This window comes from Azospirillum sp. TSO5 (genome assembly GCF_003116065.1).
Classification (GTDB): domain Bacteria; phylum Pseudomonadota; class Alphaproteobacteria; order Azospirillales; family Azospirillaceae; genus Azospirillum.
In genome coordinates this window covers 24,603-43,339 of sequence record NZ_LGQY01000008.1, presented here as the reverse complement: position 1 = coordinate 43,339, position 18,737 = coordinate 24,603, and the positions used below count along the sequence as shown (strand labels likewise).

Sequence of the window (18,737 nt, the reverse complement as noted above, 5' to 3'; positions counted from 1 at the left end):
CGGCCCCGACCCCAGCCCCGACCCCGGCCCCCGTGGCGGTGGCGTCACTGCCCGCACCCGTGCTGCCCGCCGCCAAGCCGGTCCAGGTCGCCAGTCTCGACTCGCCGCCGCCGACCACGCATAGGGTCAGCCCGCAGTTCACCACGCAGGTCGCCGAAGCGCTGCTTCCCCCGCAATCGGTCGGCAAGGGCGAGCGCGTGGTGATGCGCTTCGTCTCCCAGCGCGCCGACGGCTGCGGCAGCCTCGCCGGCCGCGACCGCGCCTGCGTTGCGCTGGCCGACGCGCGGTAGGAAGCGATGGCGGTCGGCTCCCGCGTCTCCACGGTGGGAGAGCCGCGGCCCACCACCGGGCCAGCGTGAGCCGGACAATTTTTTGCGCCATTGCGGTCTGATTTGATCCGTATCACTTACGGATCGCCTCACCACTGGCATAACGGTGAGATGGACCGGTCCGAACACACATCCAGCCCATACCCTCCCTGCAGTTGCTGCGGCGAAGAGGTGCTGCTTGGCGAACCCATGTATTGGACGCCGGAGCGGCCCGGCCGCGTCTGGCACGACCTGTGCGCCCAGCGGGAAGGCCTCCTGCCGGCCAGCCCCAAGCCCGCCCGCGGCAAGCGGCGCAGTCCCAGGACGCAGGCGGTCGAGTCGCTGTTCTGAGGTGCAACTGAACGGGCAAAAGAAAAGGGGCGGTTTCCCGCCCCTTCGTCCTTCACCAGCAATAGCTTCCGCTTGCCTCATTCCCACTCGATGGTCCCCGGCGGCTTCGACGTGATGTCGTAGACGACGCGGTTGACGCCGCGCACTTCGTTGACGATGCGGTTGGACACGCGCGCCAGGAAGTCGTGGGGGAAGGGGTACCAGTCGGCGGTCATACCGTCGGTGGAGGTCACGGCGCGCAGAGCCAGCACATGGTCGTAGGTGCGGCCGTCGCCCATCACGCCGACGGTGCGGACCGGCAGCAGAACGGCGAAAGCCTGCCAGATCGCGTCATAGAGGCCGGCGTTGCGGATTTCCTCCAGATAGATCGTGTCGGCCTTGCGCAGGATCTCCAGCTTCTCCGGCGTGATCTCGCCGGGGACGCGGATGGCGAGGCCCGGGCCGGGGAAGGGGTGGCGGCCGATGAAGGCCGGCGGCAGGCCGAGTTCGCGGCCCAAAGCGCGGACCTCGTCCTTGAACAGCTCGCGCAGCGGCTCCACCAGCTTCAGCTTCATCCGCTCCGGCAGGCCGCCGACATTGTGGTGCGACTTGATGGTGACCGACGGGCCGCCGGTGAAGGACACGCTCTCGATCACGTCGGGATAGAGGGTGCCCTGGGCCAGGAATTCCGCCCCGCCGACCTTGGCGCTCTCCTCGTCGAAGACGTCGATGAACAGGCCGCCGATGATCTTGCGCTTCTGCTCCGGGTCGGTGACGCCGGCCAGCTTGCCCAGGAACAGGTCCGATGCCTCGCGGTGAACCAGCGGGATGTTGTAATGGTCGCGGAACAGCCGCACGACCTCTTCCGACTCGCCGGCGCGCATCAGGCCGGTGTCGACGAAGATGCAGGTCAGCTGGTCGCCGATGGCCTCGTGGATCAGCACGGCCGCGACCGACGAATCGACGCCGCCGGACAGGCCGCAGATCACCTTGCCCTTGCCGACCTGGGCGCGGATCTTCTCGATGGCCTGCTGCTTGAAGGCGGCCATGGTCCAGTCGCCCTTGATGCCGGCGACACGGTGGACGAAGTTCGCCAGCAGCTGGGCGCCATGCGGGGTGTGGACCACCTCCGGGTGGAACTGCACGCCGTACATGCGGCGCTGGTCATTGGCGATGGCGGCGAAGGGGGCGCCGTCGCTGACCGCCACGGCGCGGAAGCCGTCGGGTAGCGCAGTGACGCGGTCGCCGTGGCTCATCCACACCTGTTCCTTCGACCCGACCTCCCACAGCCCGTCGAACAGGGCGCAGGGCTCCTTGATCTCAATGAAGGCGCGGCCGAATTCGCGGTGGTCGGAGCCGGAGACGTTGCCGCCCAGCTGCTGGCACATCGTCTGCTGGCCGTAGCAGATGCCGAGCACCGGGACCTTCAGGTCGAACACCGCCTGCGGCGCGCGCGGGCCGTTCGCCTCGGTGACGGAGGCCGGGCTGCCGGACAGGATGATGGCCTTCGGGTCATACTCGCGGATACGCTCGTCGCTCATGCCGAAGGGATGGATTTCGCAATAGACCCCGCTCTCGCGCACACGGCGGGCGATGAGCTGGGTGACCTGCGACCCGAAATCGAGAATGAGGACGCGTTCGGCGGAAAGGGAAGCGGCGCTGGACATCGACGAATCCTGATGCGGGGGACTCAAGGCCCCTCACTACCGCACCTCCGGCCCCGCCGACAAGCGTGCAAGCGGCGTCAGGTCGCGCCAGCCATAGGCGATCTCCACCAGATCGGTGCTGGCGAAGCGGATCGGCCGTTCCGCCACCTTGATGCCGCCCAACCGTTCGTAGAACCAGCGCGACGGGTTGTCGCGCAGGCACCACACCGCGGCCGACCGGACGCCAGCCGCCAGGAAACGGTCGGCCATCGCCGCCATCAGCCGCCGGCCGATGCCGTAACCCTTTGCGTCGTCAAGCAGATAGAGCGCGTGGAACTCCCCCGCGTGGCCCTGCACCGCGACGCGCCGCGTGCCGAAGGAGGCGATGCCGACGATCGTGCCGGGGGCGGCGATCCCGCCAGCGACATCGACGGCGACGAAGGCGCCCTGCCCGGGGCCGCGCGTCTCGGCGATGGCTGCCCAGCGCTGGGCGGCGGCCGGCTCGGACAAATTGACCAGGAACTGCGCCGGGATCAGGCCGGGATAGGTCGACCGCCAGCTCTGCACATGGACGCGGGCCATGTCGTCGGCGTCCGACGCATGCGCCTGGCGGATTGCGACCGTGGTGTCCGTCATCGACCGACCCTCCCGTGCAGCCTCTATACCAACAGTTTGGGGTGCGGATGCAGGAAGTCCAGCCGGAAAAGGAGGCAGGAATGCGTCACCAACGATAGGGCCGCGTGATTGGCGGGAGGGAGGCCTGCCCCCGGCCCGGTTGTCATCGCGCCGCAACAGGGGTAAACAGCCGGGACTGTTCCGGCGGGGGCCCGCACCGATGCTATCGGGCGGGGCCGCGCCAGTCCGCCTCAAGCGCCATGGCGGCGCGCCGGGCGGGGCTCCGGAGACCGGACACCGCATGTATTCCTCGCCTACGCTTTCCCGTTACATCGGGCGGCAGTTCATCGTCTGGTTCTGCCTGCTGATGGTGATCCTGCTCGCCATCGTGCTGCTGCTGGACACGGTGGAACTGCTGCGCCGCGCCGGCACCAAACCACATGTGACCTTCGGGCTGGTGGTGGAGATGGCGCTGCTGAAGCTGCCGGAGATCGGGCAGCAGATCTTCCCCTTCGTCATCCTGTTCGCGGGCATGTTCACCTTCTGGCGGCTGACGCGCAGCGCCGAACTGGTGGTCGCCCGTGCCGTCGGCGTCTCGGCCTGGCAATTCCTGATGCCGGTGATGTTCGCCGCCGCCGCCATCGGCGTGGTGAAGGTGACGCTGATCAATCCGGTCGGCGCCGTGTTCATCGCCAAGTACGAGCAGTTGCAGGACCGCTATCTGAAACTGCAGTCGAGCACGCTGAACATTTCGCGCTCCGGCCTGTGGCTGCGCCAGACCAATGAGAAGGAACAGTTCTTCATCCATTCGGAGCTGGTGAATCCGGTGACCTTCGAGCTGTCGAACGTCATCGTCTTCCTGTTCGATGCCGATCAGAACTATCTCGGCCGCGTCGACGCCCCCAGCGCCGAGTTGAAGGACCGCAAGTGGGAACTGCAGGACGCCGTTCTGAACCGGGCCAAGAAGGATCCGGAGAAGCTCGACAGCTACACGATCCCGACCGAGCTGGACATGGCCACCATCGAGGAGAGCTTCGCCCCGCCGGAGACGATCTCCTTCTGGGAGCTGCCGCGCTTCATCCACACGCTGGAGACCACCGGCTTCCCTGCCGTGCGGCACCGGCTGCATTACCAGTCGCTGCTGGCCCAGCCCTTCCTGTTCCTGGCTATGGTGCTGTTCGCCGCCGCATTCTCGCTGCGGCTGCCAAGGCGCGGCGGGACGATGGCGATGGTCACCGGCGGCGTGCTGACCGGATTCGTCCTGTTCGTGATGACCGACGTGGTCCGCACCTTCGGCATGTCGGAGACGATCCCCATCGTGATGGCAGCGTGGAGTCCGGCCGGCATCAGCCTGCTGCTGGGAACCGCGGCCCTTCTTCATCTGGAGGACGGCTGACGGAAAACGACCGGATGGGGGTGGGGCCATTCGCCGCAAAGCGACCGGTTATCCCCTTCGGTCATAATTCCGCCCAGTTGGTTTCGCACTGAATGGCAAGGTCCGATTCCGTTTGCATGGGGCACCGGCCCCACCGTAATAACGGGCGACCCGTTTTTGGAGCTTGAGCAGCATGTCGAGTTTGCGAGCCGTCCGGACCACCGTCGCCGTGGCGACCGCCTGCGCGCTTCTGGCCCTGCCCGCCGCGGCGCAGTCCGTCAAGGCCGCCGCCGGCGCTGCGGCCCCCCGGCCGACCGACCAGGGCACGCAGATGGCGCGGGCACCGGGGTCCGAAGGCATCGCCGCCGTGGTGAATGACGAGGTCGTCTCGGTTTCGGACGTCAACGCCCGCATCCGCATGGCTCTGCTGAACGCCGGAGCCGCCGGCAATCCGGAGACGATCAAGCGCCTGACCCCGCAGGTGATGCGTCTGCTGATCGACGAGCGCCTGCAGATGCAGGAGGCAAAGCGCCTCGGCGTCACGGTGTCCGCCTCCGAGATCGAGGACGCCATCAAGCGCATCGCCGAGCAGAATCGGATGAATGGACAGCAGCTTCAGGATACCCTGAAGCGGCAGAATGTCCCGGTCTCCACCCTGAAGGATCAGATTCGCGCGCTGCTTGGCTGGCAGAAGGTGATGCAGCGCCGCATCCGTCAGGAGGTCGTCGTCGGCGAGGACGAGATCGACGCGGCGATGGAGCGGCTGAAGGCCAACATCGGCAAGCCGGAATATCTGGTCGCCGAGATCTTCCTGGCGGTGGACAGCCCCGACCAGGACGACGAGGTGCGCCGCAATGCCGAGCGTCTGGTCGAAGAGGTCAAGCGCGGCGGCAACTTCGCCGCGCTGGCCCGCCAGTTTTCGCAGTCGGCCGGCGCCGCGTCGGGCGGCGATCTCGGCTGGGTGCGCAGCGGCGAACTGTCGCCCGAGGTCGACAAGGCGCTGGCCGGGATGCGCGGTGGGCAGCTGTCGGCGCCGATCCGCACCGCCACCGGCTATCACATCCTGCTGGTGCGCGGCCAGCGGCCCTTCGGCAGCAGCGGCGGCGAAGTTCCGATGCCGGTCGCCCAGCCGCCGGCGCCCCGTCCGCAGGCGCGGCCCGACGTGGCCAAGGCCACCGTCAACATGAAGCAGATCATCATTCCGATCGAATCCAAGGAACAGGCCAAGGCCGTCAAGGAACAGGCCGAGAAGCTGCGCAAGTCGATCAAGAGCTGCTCCGACTTCCAGGCCCGTGCCAAGGAAACCGGCATGCCGGAATCGGGCGACATGGGCACCATGCGGGTCAAGGACATGGCGCCGGGCCTGCAGAACCTCGCGCTGGGCATCCCGCTGGGGCAGGCCAGCCCGGTGCTGATGAGCCCGGCCGCCGCGGTGATCCTGATCGTCTGCAAGCGCGACGTGCCGATGATCCAGCCGCCGCCGCAGGCCCAGCCGGCTCCGCCGCCGCCGGCGGCGCCGACTCCGATCAAGGAGGCCAAGCTGCCCGGTCGCGACGAGATTGAGCGCGAGCTGATCGCCGAGCGTGCGGATCTGCTGTCGCGCCGTTATCTCCGTGACCTGCGCCGCACCGCCTTCATCGAGACGCGCCTGTGACCGCCCCCCCGCCGGACAAGCTGCCGCTGGCTCTCACCATGGGGGAGCCGGCCGGCATCGGCGGGGACATCACGCTGAAGGCCTGGGCGGCCCGGCATGAGGCCGGCTTGCCGCCCTTCGTCGTCCTCGACGACCCTGCGCGGCTGGCTGCGCTCGCCGCGAAGCTCGGGCTGGCGGTTCCGGTCCAGGCGGTGTCGTCGCCGGAGGAGGCTGTGGCGCTGTTCGACCGGGTTCTGCCGGTTCTGCCGGTGGGGCTCGGTACCGCAGTCATCGCCGGAAAACCTGACCCTGCCAATGGTGCGGCGGTGATCGCCAGCATCGACCAAGCGGTCGCCCTGGTGCAGGGAGGCCAAGCGGCGGCCGTGGTCACCAACCCCATCCAGAAATCCTCGCTCTACGCCGCCGGCTTCCGTCATCCCGGCCACACCGAATATCTGGCGCATCTGGCCGGACTGGCCGACGAGCCGATCATGATGTTGGCCGCCGCCGATCTGCGGGTGGTCCCGGTGACCATCCATGTGTCGGTGCGCGACGCGGTGAACCAACTGACCACCGATGCCATCGTTCATGCCGGCCGCGTTACCGCGGCTTCGCTGGCGCGTGATTTCGGCATCGAGCGGCCGAGACTGGCCGTCGCCGGGCTCAATCCCCATGCGGGGGAGGGCGGGGCGATGGGCCGCGAAGAGATCGACATCATCGAACCGGCGATCGCCATCCTGCGCGCGGACGGCATCGACGTTTCCGGCCCGCGCCCGCCCGACACCATGTTCCACGCCGCCGCCCGCCGCGGCTATGACGCAGCGTTGTGCATGTACCACGATCAGGCGCTGATCCCGGTGAAGACGGTGGATTTCGACGGCGGCGTGAACATCACGCTGGGCCTGCCCTTCGTCCGCACCTCGCCCGACCACGGGACCGCGCTGGACATTGCCGGCACGGGTGCCGCCAACGCGACCAGCCTGATCGCGGCGCTGAAAACGGCCGATCGGATGGCGCGGAACCGGCGGCGGACAAGCGCTCCTTAAACGCGGCACTGCCGAACAAATCACCGCACAAATGAAAAAGGAGCGCTCGTGCGCTCCTTTTTTCATGGTCATCCTTCCGGTGCGATCAGCCCCGGTCGTCGGGATCGTACATCGTCGGCCCACCCTGTTGGTCATGGTGGGTCGGCGCCTGTTCGCGGTGATGGTGGGTGCGGGCGATGAAGGGCGCCAGATCCTGGAGTTCGATGAAGTTGTCGGCCTGACGGCGCAGTTCGTCGGCGACCATCGGCGGCTGCGAGCGGACGGTGCTGACGACGCTGAAGCGCACGCCCTTGCGCTGAACCGCCTCCACCAGCCGGCGGAAGTCGCCGTCGCCGGAGAAGAGCAGGATGTGATCGACATGGTCGGCCATCTCCATCACGTCGATGGCCAGCTCGATGTCCATATTGCCCTTGATCTTGCGCCGGCCCGACGCGTCGGTGAACTCCTTGGTCGGCTTGGTGACCATGGTGTAGCCGTTATAGTCGAGCCAGTCGACCAGCGGACGAATCGGCGAGTATTCCTGATCCTCGACCAGCGCGGTGTAGTAGAAGGCGCGAACCAGCCGGCCTTCCCCGGCGAAGCCGTCACGCAACCTTTTGTAATCAATGTCGAAGCCCAACGAACGCGCTGCGGCGTAAAGGTTGGCGCCGTCTATGAACAGAGCGAGACGCTCTTCCTTGTAAAACAACTTGCTGACATCACGCGGCAAAGTCGAATTGCGGTCCAATGCCAGGATCCTTCCATCGCTGCTTGTGAAAAAATGCATGGATTACGCGGAAAGACCCACGTTCCAATTTTGAAATCTAGTGTATTGAAGGCGAACATACAAGGGGGCAGCGGTCGCCGACTGTTCCGGGACACCACATTGATGTATAGGGACATTTTTCCGGGACGTTCCCCTGGCGCAATGCAGCAACGCTGTCGTTCGCGCTTGCACCTATCGGGCCACATCCATATAGTCTAGAGCCTCCTATGACTCCGGAGTTCGTCTGGCATGGCCCGCGTTACCGTTGAAGATTGCGTCCTGAAGGTTCCGAACCGTTTCGAGCTGGTCATGATGGCCGCCCAGCGCGCCCGCGAGGTCGCGAGCGGCGCTCCGCTGTCGATCGACCGCGACAACGACAAGAACCCGGTCGTGGCGCTCCGCGAGATCGCGGACGAGACGGTGTCGCTGGACTATCTGAAGAACGCCCTGATCAAGGGCCACCAGAAGCATGTCGAGCCGGATGAGCCTGAGGAAGAGATCGTCGAGCTGATGGCCGGCGAGAACGACTGGGCCGCGCGCGGCAACACCTCGCTGGGCGACGAAGACGGCATGAGCGAGAGCGACGGCGAGGAACTGGCTGAGGACGACGACATCGCCGCAGACATGGATGCCGAGCCGGGCGCTGGTTTCGCCATGACCGAGGATCCCGACGGAGACCTCTGATTCTGGACAACGACCGCAGAACACGGAGGGGGCTCGACGCCCCCTCATCGAAGAATGGGTTGGGGAGCATCCGGCTCCCTTTTGGTTCGCTCAGGACCACCACGCACACATTTGAGGCGCCGCGCGCGCCGGGTCGGGCCGCATGATCCGGCAATACGAGCTTGTCGAGCGCGTCAAGGCGTATGATCCCTCGGCCGACGAGGATCTGCTCAACCGCGCCTATGTCTTCTCAATGAAGGCGCACGGGTCGCAGACGCGCGCGTCGGGCGATCCCTACTTCCTCCATCCGCTGGAGGTCGCCGGTATCCTGACCCAGATGAAGCTGGACGCCGGCACCATCGCCACCGCGCTGCTTCACGATACGGTCGAGGACACCGTCGCCACGCTCGAAGACATCGAGCGGGTGTTCGGCAAGGAGATCGCCCGGCTGGTCGACGGCGTCACCAAGCTGTCGCGGCTGGAGCTGAACAGCGAGCAGGCCAAGCAGGCGGAGAATTTCCGCAAGCTGGTCATCGCCATGTCGGAGGACATCCGTGTCCTGCTGGTGAAGCTGGCCGACCGGCTTCACAACATGCGCACGCTGTTCCACCTGAAAAAGCCGGAAAAGCGCCGCCGCATCGCCCGCGAAACCATCGAAATCTACTCGCCCTTGGCCGAACGCATCGGCATGCACAAGATCAAGGACGAGCTGGACGATCTTGCCTTCGCCGAACTGAACCCGGACGCGCGCGACAGCATCCTGGCCCAGTTGGCGCGCCTGCGCAGCGAGGGTGAGAACCGCGTCCAGACCATCATCACCGAGCTGCGCGAGCTGCTGGCGTCCGAAGGGCTGCCCGACGTATCGGTGACCGGCCGCGAGAAGTCGGCCTATTCGATCTGGCGCAAGCTGCAGCGCAAGAATGTCAGCTTCGAACAGCTGTCCGACATCATGGCCTTCCGCATCACGGTCGGCACGGTCGGCGAATGCTATCAGGCGCTGGGCATCGTCCACGCCCATTATCCGGTCGTGCCGGGGCGCTTCAAGGACTACATCTCCACGCCCAAGCCCAACGGCTACCGCAGCCTGCACACCGGCGTGATCGGTCCCGGCCGCAATCGGATCGAGGTGCAGATCCGCACCCAGGACATGCACGAGATCGCCGAGCTGGGTGTCGCCGCCCACTGGGCCTACAAGCAGGACCACCAGCCGCGCCCGAACGGCGGTGAATACCGCTGGCTTCGCGAGCTGCTGGACATCCTGGAACATGCGCAGAAGCCGGAAGAGTTCCTGGAACACACCAAGCTGGAGTTGTTCCAGGATCAGGTCTTCTGCTTCACGCCGAAGGGCGATCTGATCGCGCTGCCGCGCGGCGCCACGCCGGTCGACTTCGCCTATGCCGTCCACTCGCAGGTCGGCGACCATTGCGTCGGCGCCAAGATCAACGGCCGCATGCTGCCGCTGCGCACCCAGTTGCAGAACGGCGATCAGGTCGACATCGTCACCTCCAAGGCGCAGACGCCGGTTCCGGGCTGGGAACGCTTCGTCGTCACCGGCAAGGCCCGCGCCCGCATCCGCAAGTTCCTGCGCACCCAGCAGCGCGCCCAGTATATGGAACTGGGCCGCGGCATGCTGATGCGGCAGTTCAAGTCGGAAGGCTACGAGTTCACCGAAAAGGCTCTGGAAGCCGCGACCAAGATCTTCCAGCAGCCGACGGTGGACGATCTGATGGCCGGTGTCGGCTCCGGCCTGCATTCGGTGCGCGAAGTCTTCCACGCCGTCTTCCCCGGTCACAAGGCGCAGGCCGCCCCCGCCGTCCGCGAGACGGAGGAGAGCGCGCCGAAGCCGAAGGCGAAGAACCGCAAGGAATCGGCGCTGCCGATCCGCGGCCTGATTCCGGGCATGGCCGTGCATTACGCCCGTTGCTGCCACCCGCTGCCCGGCGACCGCATCGTCGGCATCGTCACCACCGGCAAGGGCGTGACGATCCACACCATCGACTGCGAGACGCTGGAGAGCTTTCACGAATCGCCGGAACGCTGGATCGACGTCTCGTGGGAGACCGGTCCGGATTCGCCGGAGGAGCATGTCGGCCGCATCAGCGTCGTCATCGCCAATGAACAGGGCTCGCTCGGCACGCTGTTCACGGTGATCGGCAAGAACCAGGGCAACGTCATCCATCAGAAGATCACGAACCGCAGCACCGACTATTTCGAGCTGCTGATCGACATCGACGTGAAGGATGCCAAGCACCTGACCAACATCATGGCCGCCCTGCGCGCCACCCCGGCCATCCATTCGGTGGAGCGGGCGCGGGGACGGTAAATTCCCTGTCATCCGCGGGTGCATCGGTCGGTTCGGCGTGACGGAAGGCCGGAGCACAGCTATATAGACGGAATCGTCCCCGCCCGTTCCGGCGGGCGGCGACGCATTGGAGTCCGTGCATGTCCCGTTTCCTGCGCCTCGGCGTGAACATCGACCATGTGGCGACCGTCCGCAACGCGCGCGGTGGGGCGCATCCCGATCCCGTGCGCGCGGCGAGGCTCGCCATCGAGGCCGGGGCCGACGGGATCACCGCCCACCTGCGCGAGGACCGGCGCCACATCGTGGATCGCGACATCGACCGGCTGATGGTCGAGATCGATCGCCCGCTGAACTTCGAAATGGCGGCCACCGGCGAGATGCTGGGCATCGCGCTGCGCCACAAGCCGCACGCGGCCTGCCTCGTTCCGGAAAAGCGCACCGAGGTCACCACCGAAGGCGGGCTGGACGTGATCGGCCAGTACGACCAACTGGTCCGGCCGGTCGGGGAGTTGGGTGCAGCCGGCATCCGCGTCTCGCTGTTCATCGATCCGGAACCGGCGCAGCTCGACGCCGCCAAGCGCCTCGGCGCCCCGGTGGTCGAACTGCACACCGGCGCCTATTGCGACGCTCATGATCCGGCGGCGCGCGAGGCGGAGTTGGCGCGCATCGTCCGCGCCGCCGCCCATGCCGAGGCCATCGGGCTGGAGTGCCATGCCGGTCACGGGCTGAGCTACGACACCGTCGGTCCGGTGGCGGCGATCCAGACCATCGTCGAGTTGAACATCGGCCATTTCCTGATCGGCGAGGCCATCTTCGTCGGATTGACCAACGCCATCGCCCGCATGCGCAAGGCCATGGACACGGCGCGGAACGCGGCGGCGCCCGCCTCATGATGATGTCCGGCACCATCCTCGGCATCGGCAACGACCTGATCGACATCCGGCGGGTCGAGAAGTCGCTGGAGCGTTTCGGACAGCGCTTCATCGACCGCATCTTCACCGAGATCGAGCAGGCCAAGTCGGAACGCCGCGCCGGCTCCGCCGCGAAGAACAACGCCCGCGCCTCGACCTATGCCAAGCGCTTCGCCGCCAAGGAGGCGTGCTCCAAGGCGCTGGGCACCGGGTTCCGCGACGGGGTGTTCTGGCGCGACATGGGGGTGGTCAACCTGCCGTCCGGCCAGCCGACCATGCGCCTGACCGGCGGGGCGCTGGCCCGGCTGGAGGCGATCACGCCGCCAGGCATGCGCGCCCGCATCCATGTGACGCTGACCGACGAATACCCGATGGCCGAGGCCTTCGTCGTCATCAGCGCCGAACCGATCGAGTCCGCCCCAACCAAGCCCACAATGCCAACCAATACGGCGAACCCAGAATGACCTTTCAGAAAGAAACGGCGTCCAGCGCCAAGACCAAGGAATCCGGGTTCGCCGAGACCGTCAAGACGGTGATCTTCGCCGTGCTGATCGCCTTCGGCGTGCGGACGTTCGCCTTCGAGCCGTTCAACATTCCGTCGGGGTCGATGATCCCGACCCTGTTGATCGGCGATTACCTGTTCGTGTCGAAATACAGCTACGGCTACAGCAAATACACGGTCGGCTTCGGCCTGCCGCTGTTCGAGGGCCGCATCTTCGGCTCCATGCCGGAGCGGGGCGACGTGGCGGTGTTCAAGCTGCCGCGCGACAACAAGACCGACTACATCAAGCGGGTGATCGGCCTGCCGGGCGACAGCATCCAGATGATCGGCGGCATCCTGCACATCAACGGCCAGCCGGTGAAGCGCGAGCGGATCGAGGACTACGTCACCACCGATCCGCTGGGCCGCAGCATCCGCACCGCGCAGTTCATCGAGACGCTGCCGAACGGCCGCACCCACCGCATCATCGAGGAGTCGGACAACGGTCCGCTCGACAACACCCCGGTGTTCAAGGTGCCGGCCGGCCATCTGTTCATGATGGGCGACAACCGCGACAACTCGCTGGACAGCCGCGTGCCGTCGCAGGTCGGGTTCGTTCCCATCGAAAACATGGTCGGCCGCGCCGAATTCCTGTTCTTCTCACTCGACGAGGGCACGCGCTTCTACGAGATCTGGCGCTGGCCGGTCGATCTGCGCTTCAGCCGTCTGTTCAACGGAGTCCGGTAAGTGTCCACCGTCACCAAGGCGCCTGCCGACGCAGGCGCCGGCTCTGAACCCGAGGCTGATGGCGCCGTCCAGTCCGCGGATGTCGCCGGCCTCGCGCGTGCGCTGGGCTACGAGTTTTCCAACCCGTCGCTGCTGCGCGACGCGGTCACCCACCCGAGCCTGATGGGGCTGGAACGGGCCGGCCGCAAGTCGCACAAGGGACCGGGCATCGCCTATGAGCGGCTGGAGTTCCTGGGCGACCGCGTCGTCGGGCTGGTGGTCGCGCAATGGCTGCTGGAGCGTTATCCGAACGAGCGCGAAGGGGCGCTGGCCAAGCGGCATGCAGCGCTGGTTCGCCGGGAATCGCTGGGCCGCGTCGCTGACGCCCTCGGGCTGGGCGCCTATCTGCGCCTGTCGCCGGCAGAAGCGCAGAGCGGTGGGCGGGAGAATCGCACCATCCTGGGCGATGCCTGCGAGGCGGTGCTGGGCGCCATGTATCTCGACGGTGGGCTGGAACCGGTGACGCGGTTTGTCCGCCACGCGCTGGCCGGCGAGATCGACAAGGCGACGCCGCCGCCGCTGGACAGCAAGACGACGCTGCAGGAATGGGCGCAGGGGCGCGGAAAGCCGCTGCCCCGTTATGAATTGATCGAACGCAGCGGCCCGGCGCACGAGCCGCTGTTCGTGGTTGCGGTGCATGTCGCGGGAATGGAGCCGGTCAGCGGCTCCGGCTCGTCGAAGCGCATCGCGGAAAAGAAGGCGGCCAGCACATTGCTGCGCCAGGTGGGAGTACAGGTCGATGACTGACGGTCGCGACGACATCGACAAGATGCAGAACAAGACGCCCGGTTCCGAAGCCGTGGAGCCGTCACCGGAGTCGGTGACGGACGACGAAGCGCTCGACCATGAGGATGGCGGCGAGGACGGCGACGTTGCGGGCGAGGACGCCGACGAAAACGCCGACGAGGGCGACTTCGACGGCGAAGACGGCGAATACGAGGACGATGAGTACGAGGATGATGAGGATGCTCCGCGCGGGCAGCCCATCTCCGTCCTGCCGCCGCTGCCGACGATGCCGGAGCATCCGCGCTGCGGCTTCATCGCCCTGGTCGGCGCACCCAATGCCGGCAAGTCGACGCTGCTGAACGCGATGATCGGCAGCAAGGTGTCGATCGTCAGCCCGAAGGTGCAGACCACCCGCACCCGCGTGCTGGGCATCACCATCCAGGGCGACGCCCAGATGATCTTCGTCGACACCCCCGGCATCTTCAAGCCGAAGCGCCGGCTGGACCGCGCCATGGTGGCGGCAGCCTGGCAGGGGGCGGAGGACGCCGACGTGATCGGCGTGCTGTACGACGTGTCACGCCGCTCGATCGACGAGGACACCCGCAGCATCGTCGCCCGGCTGAAGGAGCAGGGGCGCGAGGCGATCCTGATCCTGAACAAGATCGATCTGGTGAAGCGCGACGTCCTGCTGGGGATCGCCGACGCCTTCCGGCAGGAAGGGATCTTCTCCGACATCTTCATGGTGTCGGCCTTCACCGAGGACGGCGTCGCCGATCTGAAGCAGTTCCTGGCCGACCGGCTGCCGGAAGGGCCGTGGCATTTCCCGGAGGACCAGATCTCCGACATGCCGATGCGCCTGCTGGCGGCGGAGATCACCCGCGAGAAGCTGTTCCTGCAGCTTCACCAGGAGCTTCCCTATTCCGCCACGGTCGAGACCGAGGTGTGGGAGGAGTTCGACGACGGATCGGTGAAGATCTCGCAGGTCATCTTCGTGCAGCGCGAAAGCCAGAAGGCCATCGTGCTGGGCAAGGGCGGCCAGAGGATCAAGGCTTTGGGCTCCGCCGCGCGGTCCGAGTTGACGGCGATGCTGGAGCGTCGCGTCCACCTGATCCTGTTCGTGAAGGTGCGCGAGGGCTGGGTGGACGACCCGGAACGCTATTCGGCCTGGGGGCTGGATTTCGGGGCGTCCTGAACGACAAAGGCCCTCTCCCGCGGGAGAGGGCCTTTTCCATTTCAAGGCTAGTAAAGCGTCCTCAGGCGGCCATAAGGCGCAGATGGCCGTCGAAGTCGTCCAGCGCACGCATCAGGTCCATCATCGCCTGATCGGCCTGGGCACGGGCGAAGGGCCATGCGTCGTCATCGGCCATGTGGGTGGCCTCGATACGGGCGATGGCACGATTGTTCAGTCCGCGGAGGCGGTCGAGCGTGCGCTCCCACGTCTCTCGCCGGTCGCTGCCCGCGCGCTCCACCATGGATCGCAGGGTTTCCATGCGGTCGGTGGCGCGCAGCACGAGCTCACGGCTCAGCGTGTCGAAGGCTTGCCGGTTGCGGCGGCTCATGAGGTGTCCTCCTTTGATCCTCAACCGATTTTGACCTCTCGGCCGGTTGGCAGGATAGCCCCGCGCCGATACTGCGCAAACGCACCGGAAGCGCAGTCGTCACAGCCCCTTTGGGAGAAGCCGTAGCGATTTTGCAATGCGATTTAGCAGTTGCGGGATATCCGTCCGAATCCAAATCCGCCGGGTTGCCCCGGCCCGAAAAGGACAAGGCAAACCCGGTGGCCGAGGAAGTCTTCCTGGTTGGATTGCGTTTCCTCCAGGGCCGGTTTCATCCGGCCCGTTGGCATTTTTATACGCCGCCTTTTTGACGACGTTCTTTTGTTTTGGTGACGCTTTTGTGCCGGATTGGCAGGGCAGGGTCAATCCGCCCAAAAATCATAGACGGCGCGCAATCTGTCGCAGCCTAAAGGCGAGGTTGTAACCCTCAAACCGGGCAGAAAGTCGGAAGTGGTAGAGCGTCCGTGCGCCTGCTCACTCGGCCGCGACGGCGTAGGCCGGGATGGCTTCGGCATTGGCCGGTTCCGGCATCGCCGTGCCGCAGCAGGGGGCGCCCACCGGCGTTGCGGCGATGGCGGCCTGTTGGGCCATGACGGCGCGATGCTCGCTGGCCATGCTGCGCATGGTGGGCACGCATTTGCCGCATTGGACCTGGCAATTGTGATGGCGGAACACCGAGGCCGGGGTCGTGGCGCCTTGATCCAGCGCGGCCTTGACCTTCTTGTCGTTCAACGCGTGGCAGATGCAGACGTACATTAGCCCTCGGCGACGGTCGGTTGCGGAGCATTTCCTGGGTCCAGCAATAGCTGAGAGTGAGAATCGTTGTCAATGCTGCTATTGCGAACCGATCGCATATAAGAGGTTTCGAGACGCTTTGTCACACCCTCCTTCGCGTAAGTTCGAAAGGGGGGGCTCCCGCATCCTTGCGCTTGCATTCGGCGGCCGGCGGCGGTAGCCCGTGGGGCATGGACGACAGCACCCCCAAAAACGCCTCCGAAAACGCTCCGCAGCCCTCGCCGGGCGCGGTGGTGACCCCTCTCGGCCAGACGGTTTATCTGGCGGCGGACGGCTTCCTCGACGATCTGGTGGCGGAACTGGGGGAGGTCGCGTCGGTCGATGGCCGTCTGGTCTTCGTCGACGGCCCGGCGCGCCCGGCCGCCTGGGCGCAGAACATCTGGTACGACCCGGTGCGCATCGAGTTCTCCTCGATCAAGGGCGGTGCCAAGGCGCTGCGCGGGATCCAGCGGAATTGGGCACCGTGGTCGCAGCGGCATCACCGCCGCGCTGCCCTGATCCAGGAGAACCTGCCGCACGTCTCTGCCAAGCCGGTGGTCTTCCCGTCGCCCCTGCCGACCGCGCCGCTGGGCTCCTGGACGCTGACGGACGAGTCCACCATCATCGCCGCGGCACGCTGCTCCAGCCCCTTCCGCAACGGTGAAGTGACCTTCGTCGAGAACCGGACGGTGCCGCCCAACCGCGCCTATCTGAAACTTTGGGAGGCACTGACCCTGTTCGGGGAGCAGCCGGGGCCGGGCGACCGCTGCCTCGATCTCGGCGCCTGTCCGGGTGGCTGGACCTGGGTGCTGCACGAGTTGGGGGCGTCGGTGGTCAGCGTCGACAAGGCGCCGCTCGACCCTGCCATCGCCGCCCTGCCGCGGGTGGAGATCCGGCAGGAAAGCGCTTTCGGCCTGAAGCCGGCGGCGGTCGGACCGGTCGATTGGCTGTGCTGCGACGTGATCTGCTACCCGACCCGGCTTCTGCGGCTGGTGAAGGAGTGGATGGACAGCGGGCTGGCCAAACGCTTCATCTGCACGCTGAAATTCCAGGCGGAAACCGACCATGAGACCGCCCGCGCCTTCGCGGCGATCCCCGGCGGCCGGGTGATCCACCTGCACCACAACAAGCACGAGCTGACCTGGATGTGGCCGGCGCGGTGAGCGCCGACCCTTCGCCCAATATTGTCAGGCCACCGCCCGCCCTTCGGCATAGCCGAAGCTGACATAGTGCTGCCGGGCGCCGGACAGGCTGCCGCCGACCGCGGCCTTGACGTCAGGGTTGGCGGCCAGATAGGCGGCGGCATTGAATCTGCTGAGAGACCGTCCCTCGAACCTGCCGAACTGGATGTAATGCAGCTCCACGGCCTCGCGGTTGTTGCCGTAGGCGGCGATCAGGTCGGGGTTGCTGGCTTCGTAGGACAGCGTGTCGAACAGGCTGGAATTGCGGCCCTCGCGATAGCCGTGATCGATGAAGTGACGGGTCGCCGCGGTGGCATCGGTTCCGAAGGCCGACATCAGATCGCCGTAGCCAGCCAGATAATTGTAGGGGTCGAATCCGCTCAGGCTGCGGCCTTCGTAAACGCCGGAATTGGCGAGATGCTGGGCCGCGGCGGCCGTGTCGGCGCCGAACGCGGCGATCAGGTCGCCATTCGACGCGATGTAGCGCAGGGTGTCGAAGCTGCCGGACACCGTGGCCGATAGCGCGCTGCTGCTGTCGGAAAAGCGCAGATACTCGATGTTGGTCAGGACATCGGTGCCGTTGGGGCCGTTGACGATGGTGTGGCTGCCGTCCAGCTGCTGGACGCTGTATTGCGCGCGGCTGCCGCTGAACACCACCGTGTCGGTGCCGGCGCCGCCATCCAGCACATCGCCCAGGCTGTTGACGGTGAAGTTGTCGTTGCCGCTGCCGCCGATCGCCTGCTGCATCTTCGTGCCGTAGGCCAGGGCCAGGAATGTGGTGGAGCCGGCGCTGCTGAACTGACCGTCGCGCAGGTCCAGCGACAGCGCCGCCGTCTGGGCACTGCCGTTCAGGCTGTTGTGCCCGTTGGGGTCCCACAGGGTGATGAAGCTGCCGATGTTCAGCGTGTAGCTGGTGTCGCCGGGGGCGGCCGACATGTTGGCGCCGTAGAGATACTGGATCGCCGCGATGTCGTAGAGGCTGGGGCCGGTCAGATTGACGCCCGACGGCAGGGCGTCGCTGTCGTTGTAGGACATGATGCTGTAGGCATAATTGTCCTGGGCGGACGACAGGTACGGACCCTCCGTCCCTTCGCTGGAGCCGGCATTGTAGTTGCCGGGATGCTTCAGGCCCAGCGCATGGCCGATCTCGTGGATGATCGTCATGTAGCCGTAGCTGCCCGTCGTCGGGTCGGTGTTCGTGGAACTGTCGTTGGCCAGGAAGACCTGACCGCCCTGGGAGGCGGTGGAGGGGTAATAGGCGTAGGCTGCCGACTGGCCGTACTGCCGGTTGGTGCCGAACGCGACGGCGGCGGCGGTGGGGTCGGCAATCTCGGTGAAGGTGACGTTGGCGACCGCGCTCCATGCCGCCAGCGCCTGCCGGACGGCAGCCTGCTGCGCGCCGTTCATGGCGGCGAAACCGGCGGCATCGGCGGTGGAGATTTGCCGCGCGCTGGTCAGGAAACCATAGGTCACGGTCACGGCGGCGCCGACGGACCTGCCGTTCAGCACGGTGCCGTTGTTGCCCCAATGTGGCGTCCCGCTGGCGAGCAGGGCGGAAATGTTGGCGGTCAGGGCGGATTGGCTCATGGACGCTCGGCTCTCGCGGCGATCGGTGAAGTTGTCCAGAGGGATTCCGGACTACCGCTTATACGAAATACG

The 18,737-nt window shown here is 66.4% G+C and carries 18 protein-coding genes and 1 pseudogene; 13 read left to right on the top strand and 6 right to left on the bottom strand.

Features of this window, described 5'->3' with window-relative positions; all coding sequences use genetic code 11:
• Both TSO5_RS02365 and TSO5_RS32525 read left to right on the top strand, forming a co-directional pair.
• Positions 1-290, top strand: a pseudogene (locus TSO5_RS02365) (lytic transglycosylase domain-containing protein); the annotation flags it as partial.
• 228 nt (positions 291-518) lie between these two features.
• Positions 519-659, top strand: coding sequence for a hypothetical protein (locus TSO5_RS32525; RefSeq protein WP_158282329.1), 141 nt, complete (start codon positions 519-521; stop codon positions 657-659).
• A gap of 77 nt (positions 660-736) precedes the next feature.
• On the opposite strand, the gene guaA is transcribed toward TSO5_RS32525, so the two are convergent.
• Together guaA and TSO5_RS02355 are read right to left on the bottom strand one after the other, a co-directional pair.
• Positions 737-2,305, bottom strand: a complete 1,569-nt coding sequence (gene guaA / locus TSO5_RS02360; RefSeq protein ID WP_085089616.1) for a glutamine-hydrolyzing GMP synthase — start codon at positions 2,303-2,305, stop codon at positions 737-739.
• A 36-nt stretch (positions 2,306-2,341) separates the two neighbouring features.
• Positions 2,342-2,920: a GNAT family N-acetyltransferase gene (locus TSO5_RS02355; protein ID WP_109150070.1), complete on the bottom strand. Its 579-nt coding sequence runs from the start codon at positions 2,918-2,920 to the stop codon at positions 2,342-2,344.
• Positions 2,921-3,200: 280 nt separating this feature from the next.
• Between TSO5_RS02355 and lptG the strand changes: the two genes are divergently transcribed.
• From lptG to pdxA, 3 genes are all read left to right on the top strand, one after another.
• On the top strand, positions 3,201-4,295 hold the full coding sequence (gene lptG, locus TSO5_RS02350) for an LPS export ABC transporter permease LptG (RefSeq protein ID WP_109073123.1): 1,095 nt from the start codon (positions 3,201-3,203) through the stop codon (positions 4,293-4,295).
• Positions 4,296-4,467: 172 nt separating this feature from the next.
• Entirely contained in the window at positions 4,468-5,928 is a 1,461-nt protein-coding gene (locus tag TSO5_RS02345; protein ID WP_109150069.1) for a peptidylprolyl isomerase, read from the top strand.
• Positions 5,925-6,953: a 4-hydroxythreonine-4-phosphate dehydrogenase PdxA gene (gene pdxA, locus TSO5_RS02340; RefSeq protein WP_109150068.1), complete on the top strand. Its 1,029-nt coding sequence runs from the start codon at positions 5,925-5,927 to the stop codon at positions 6,951-6,953. The genes TSO5_RS02345 and pdxA overlap by 4 nt, the downstream gene beginning before the upstream one ends.
• A gap of 85 nt (positions 6,954-7,038) precedes the next feature.
• Here the strand turns inward: pdxA and TSO5_RS02335 are convergent, their stop codons facing one another.
• Positions 7,039-7,680 (bottom strand): NYN domain-containing protein, encoded by a 642-nt coding sequence (locus tag TSO5_RS02335; protein WP_247870547.1) that lies wholly within the window; start codon positions 7,678-7,680, stop codon positions 7,039-7,041.
• 267 nt (positions 7,681-7,947) lie between these two features.
• Between TSO5_RS02335 and rpoZ the strand changes: the two genes are divergently transcribed.
• From rpoZ to era, 7 genes are all read left to right on the top strand, one after another.
• A complete protein-coding gene (gene rpoZ, locus TSO5_RS02330; protein WP_109150067.1) occupies positions 7,948-8,382 on the top strand; it encodes a DNA-directed RNA polymerase subunit omega in 435 nt (144 codons plus the stop codon).
• 142 nt (positions 8,383-8,524) lie between these two features.
• Positions 8,525-10,684 carry a bifunctional (p)ppGpp synthetase/guanosine-3',5'-bis(diphosphate) 3'-pyrophosphohydrolase gene (locus TSO5_RS02325; protein ID WP_109150066.1) on the top strand — a complete coding sequence of 720 codons (2,160 nt, stop codon included), beginning with the start codon at positions 8,525-8,527 and terminating at the stop codon, positions 10,682-10,684.
• A 119-nt stretch (positions 10,685-10,803) separates the two neighbouring features.
• Positions 10,804-11,556 (top strand): pyridoxine 5'-phosphate synthase, encoded by a 753-nt coding sequence (locus TSO5_RS02320; RefSeq protein WP_109150065.1) that lies wholly within the window; start codon positions 10,804-10,806, stop codon positions 11,554-11,556.
• Positions 11,553-12,038 (top strand): holo-ACP synthase, encoded by a 486-nt coding sequence (gene acpS, locus TSO5_RS02315; protein ID WP_109150064.1) that lies wholly within the window; start codon positions 11,553-11,555, stop codon positions 12,036-12,038. Before TSO5_RS02320 ends, acpS begins: the two co-directional genes overlap by 4 nt.
• Complete coding sequence (gene lepB, locus TSO5_RS02310) at positions 12,035-12,802, top strand: signal peptidase I (protein ID WP_109073131.1); 768 nt, start codon at positions 12,035-12,037, stop codon at positions 12,800-12,802. Before acpS ends, lepB begins: the two co-directional genes overlap by 4 nt.
• The gene (rnc, locus tag TSO5_RS02305) at positions 12,803-13,588 is read left to right on the top strand and encodes a ribonuclease III (protein WP_109150063.1); all 786 of its coding nucleotides are present in this window, start codon (positions 12,803-12,805) and stop codon (positions 13,586-13,588) included.
• Positions 13,589-13,853: 265 nt separating this feature from the next.
• A complete protein-coding gene (gene era / locus TSO5_RS02300; RefSeq protein ID WP_109073170.1) occupies positions 13,854-14,759 on the top strand; it encodes a GTPase Era in 906 nt (301 codons plus the stop codon).
• Positions 14,760-14,820: 61 nt separating this feature from the next.
• On the opposite strand, the gene TSO5_RS02295 is transcribed toward era, so the two are convergent.
• Both TSO5_RS02295 and TSO5_RS02290 read right to left on the bottom strand, forming a co-directional pair.
• Entirely contained in the window at positions 14,821-15,126 is a 306-nt protein-coding gene (locus TSO5_RS02295) for a hypothetical protein (protein ID WP_109150062.1), read from the bottom strand.
• 471 nt (positions 15,127-15,597) lie between these two features.
• Complete coding sequence (locus tag TSO5_RS02290) at positions 15,598-15,879, bottom strand: (2Fe-2S)-binding protein (RefSeq protein WP_109150061.1); 282 nt, start codon at positions 15,877-15,879, stop codon at positions 15,598-15,600.
• Between the two features lie 209 nt (positions 15,880-16,088).
• Here TSO5_RS02290 and TSO5_RS02285 point away from each other — a divergent pair, with 209 nt between their 5' ends.
• The gene (locus tag TSO5_RS02285; protein WP_247870546.1) at positions 16,089-17,060 is read left to right on the top strand and encodes an SAM-dependent methyltransferase; all 972 of its coding nucleotides are present in this window, start codon (positions 16,089-16,091) and stop codon (positions 17,058-17,060) included.
• 24 nt (positions 17,061-17,084) lie between these two features.
• On the opposite strand, the gene TSO5_RS02280 is transcribed toward TSO5_RS02285, so the two are convergent.
• The gene (locus tag TSO5_RS02280) at positions 17,085-18,665 is read right to left on the bottom strand and encodes a matrixin family metalloprotease (protein WP_109150060.1); all 1,581 of its coding nucleotides are present in this window, start codon (positions 18,663-18,665) and stop codon (positions 17,085-17,087) included.
• Between the last annotated feature and the right edge of the window lie 72 nt (positions 18,666-18,737).

Excerpts from the sequence above, each read along its gene's own strand:
- TSO5_RS32525 (WP_158282329.1), top strand. The coding sequence starts at position 519 with ATGTATTGGACGCCGGAGCGGCCCGGCCGCGTCTGGCACGACCTGTGC.
- guaA (WP_085089616.1), bottom strand. The coding sequence starts at position 2,305 with ATGTCCAGCGCCGCTTCCCTTTCCGCCGAACGCGTCCTCATTCTCGAT.
- TSO5_RS02355 (WP_109150070.1), bottom strand. The coding sequence starts at position 2,920 with ATGACGGACACCACGGTCGCAATCCGCCAGGCGCATGCGTCGGACGCC.
- lptG (WP_109073123.1), top strand. The coding sequence starts at position 3,201 with ATGTATTCCTCGCCTACGCTTTCCCGTTACATCGGGCGGCAGTTCATC.
- TSO5_RS02345 (WP_109150069.1), top strand. The coding sequence starts at position 4,468 with ATGTCGAGTTTGCGAGCCGTCCGGACCACCGTCGCCGTGGCGACCGCC.
- rpoZ (WP_109150067.1), top strand. The coding sequence starts at position 7,948 with ATGGCCCGCGTTACCGTTGAAGATTGCGTCCTGAAGGTTCCGAACCGT.
- TSO5_RS02325 (WP_109150066.1), top strand. The coding sequence starts at position 8,525 with ATGATCCGGCAATACGAGCTTGTCGAGCGCGTCAAGGCGTATGATCCC.
- TSO5_RS02320 (WP_109150065.1), top strand. The coding sequence starts at position 10,804 with ATGTCCCGTTTCCTGCGCCTCGGCGTGAACATCGACCATGTGGCGACC.
- acpS (WP_109150064.1), top strand. The coding sequence starts at position 11,553 with ATGATGATGTCCGGCACCATCCTCGGCATCGGCAACGACCTGATCGAC.
- lepB (WP_109073131.1), top strand. The coding sequence starts at position 12,035 with ATGACCTTTCAGAAAGAAACGGCGTCCAGCGCCAAGACCAAGGAATCC.
- era (WP_109073170.1), top strand. The coding sequence starts at position 13,854 with ATGCCGGAGCATCCGCGCTGCGGCTTCATCGCCCTGGTCGGCGCACCC.
- TSO5_RS02295 (WP_109150062.1), bottom strand. The coding sequence starts at position 15,126 with ATGAGCCGCCGCAACCGGCAAGCCTTCGACACGCTGAGCCGTGAGCTC.
- TSO5_RS02290 (WP_109150061.1), bottom strand. The coding sequence starts at position 15,879 with ATGTACGTCTGCATCTGCCACGCGTTGAACGACAAGAAGGTCAAGGCC.
- TSO5_RS02285 (WP_247870546.1), top strand. The coding sequence starts at position 16,089 with ATGGACGACAGCACCCCCAAAAACGCCTCCGAAAACGCTCCGCAGCCC.
- TSO5_RS02280 (WP_109150060.1), bottom strand. The coding sequence starts at position 18,665 with ATGAGCCAATCCGCCCTGACCGCCAACATTTCCGCCCTGCTCGCCAGC.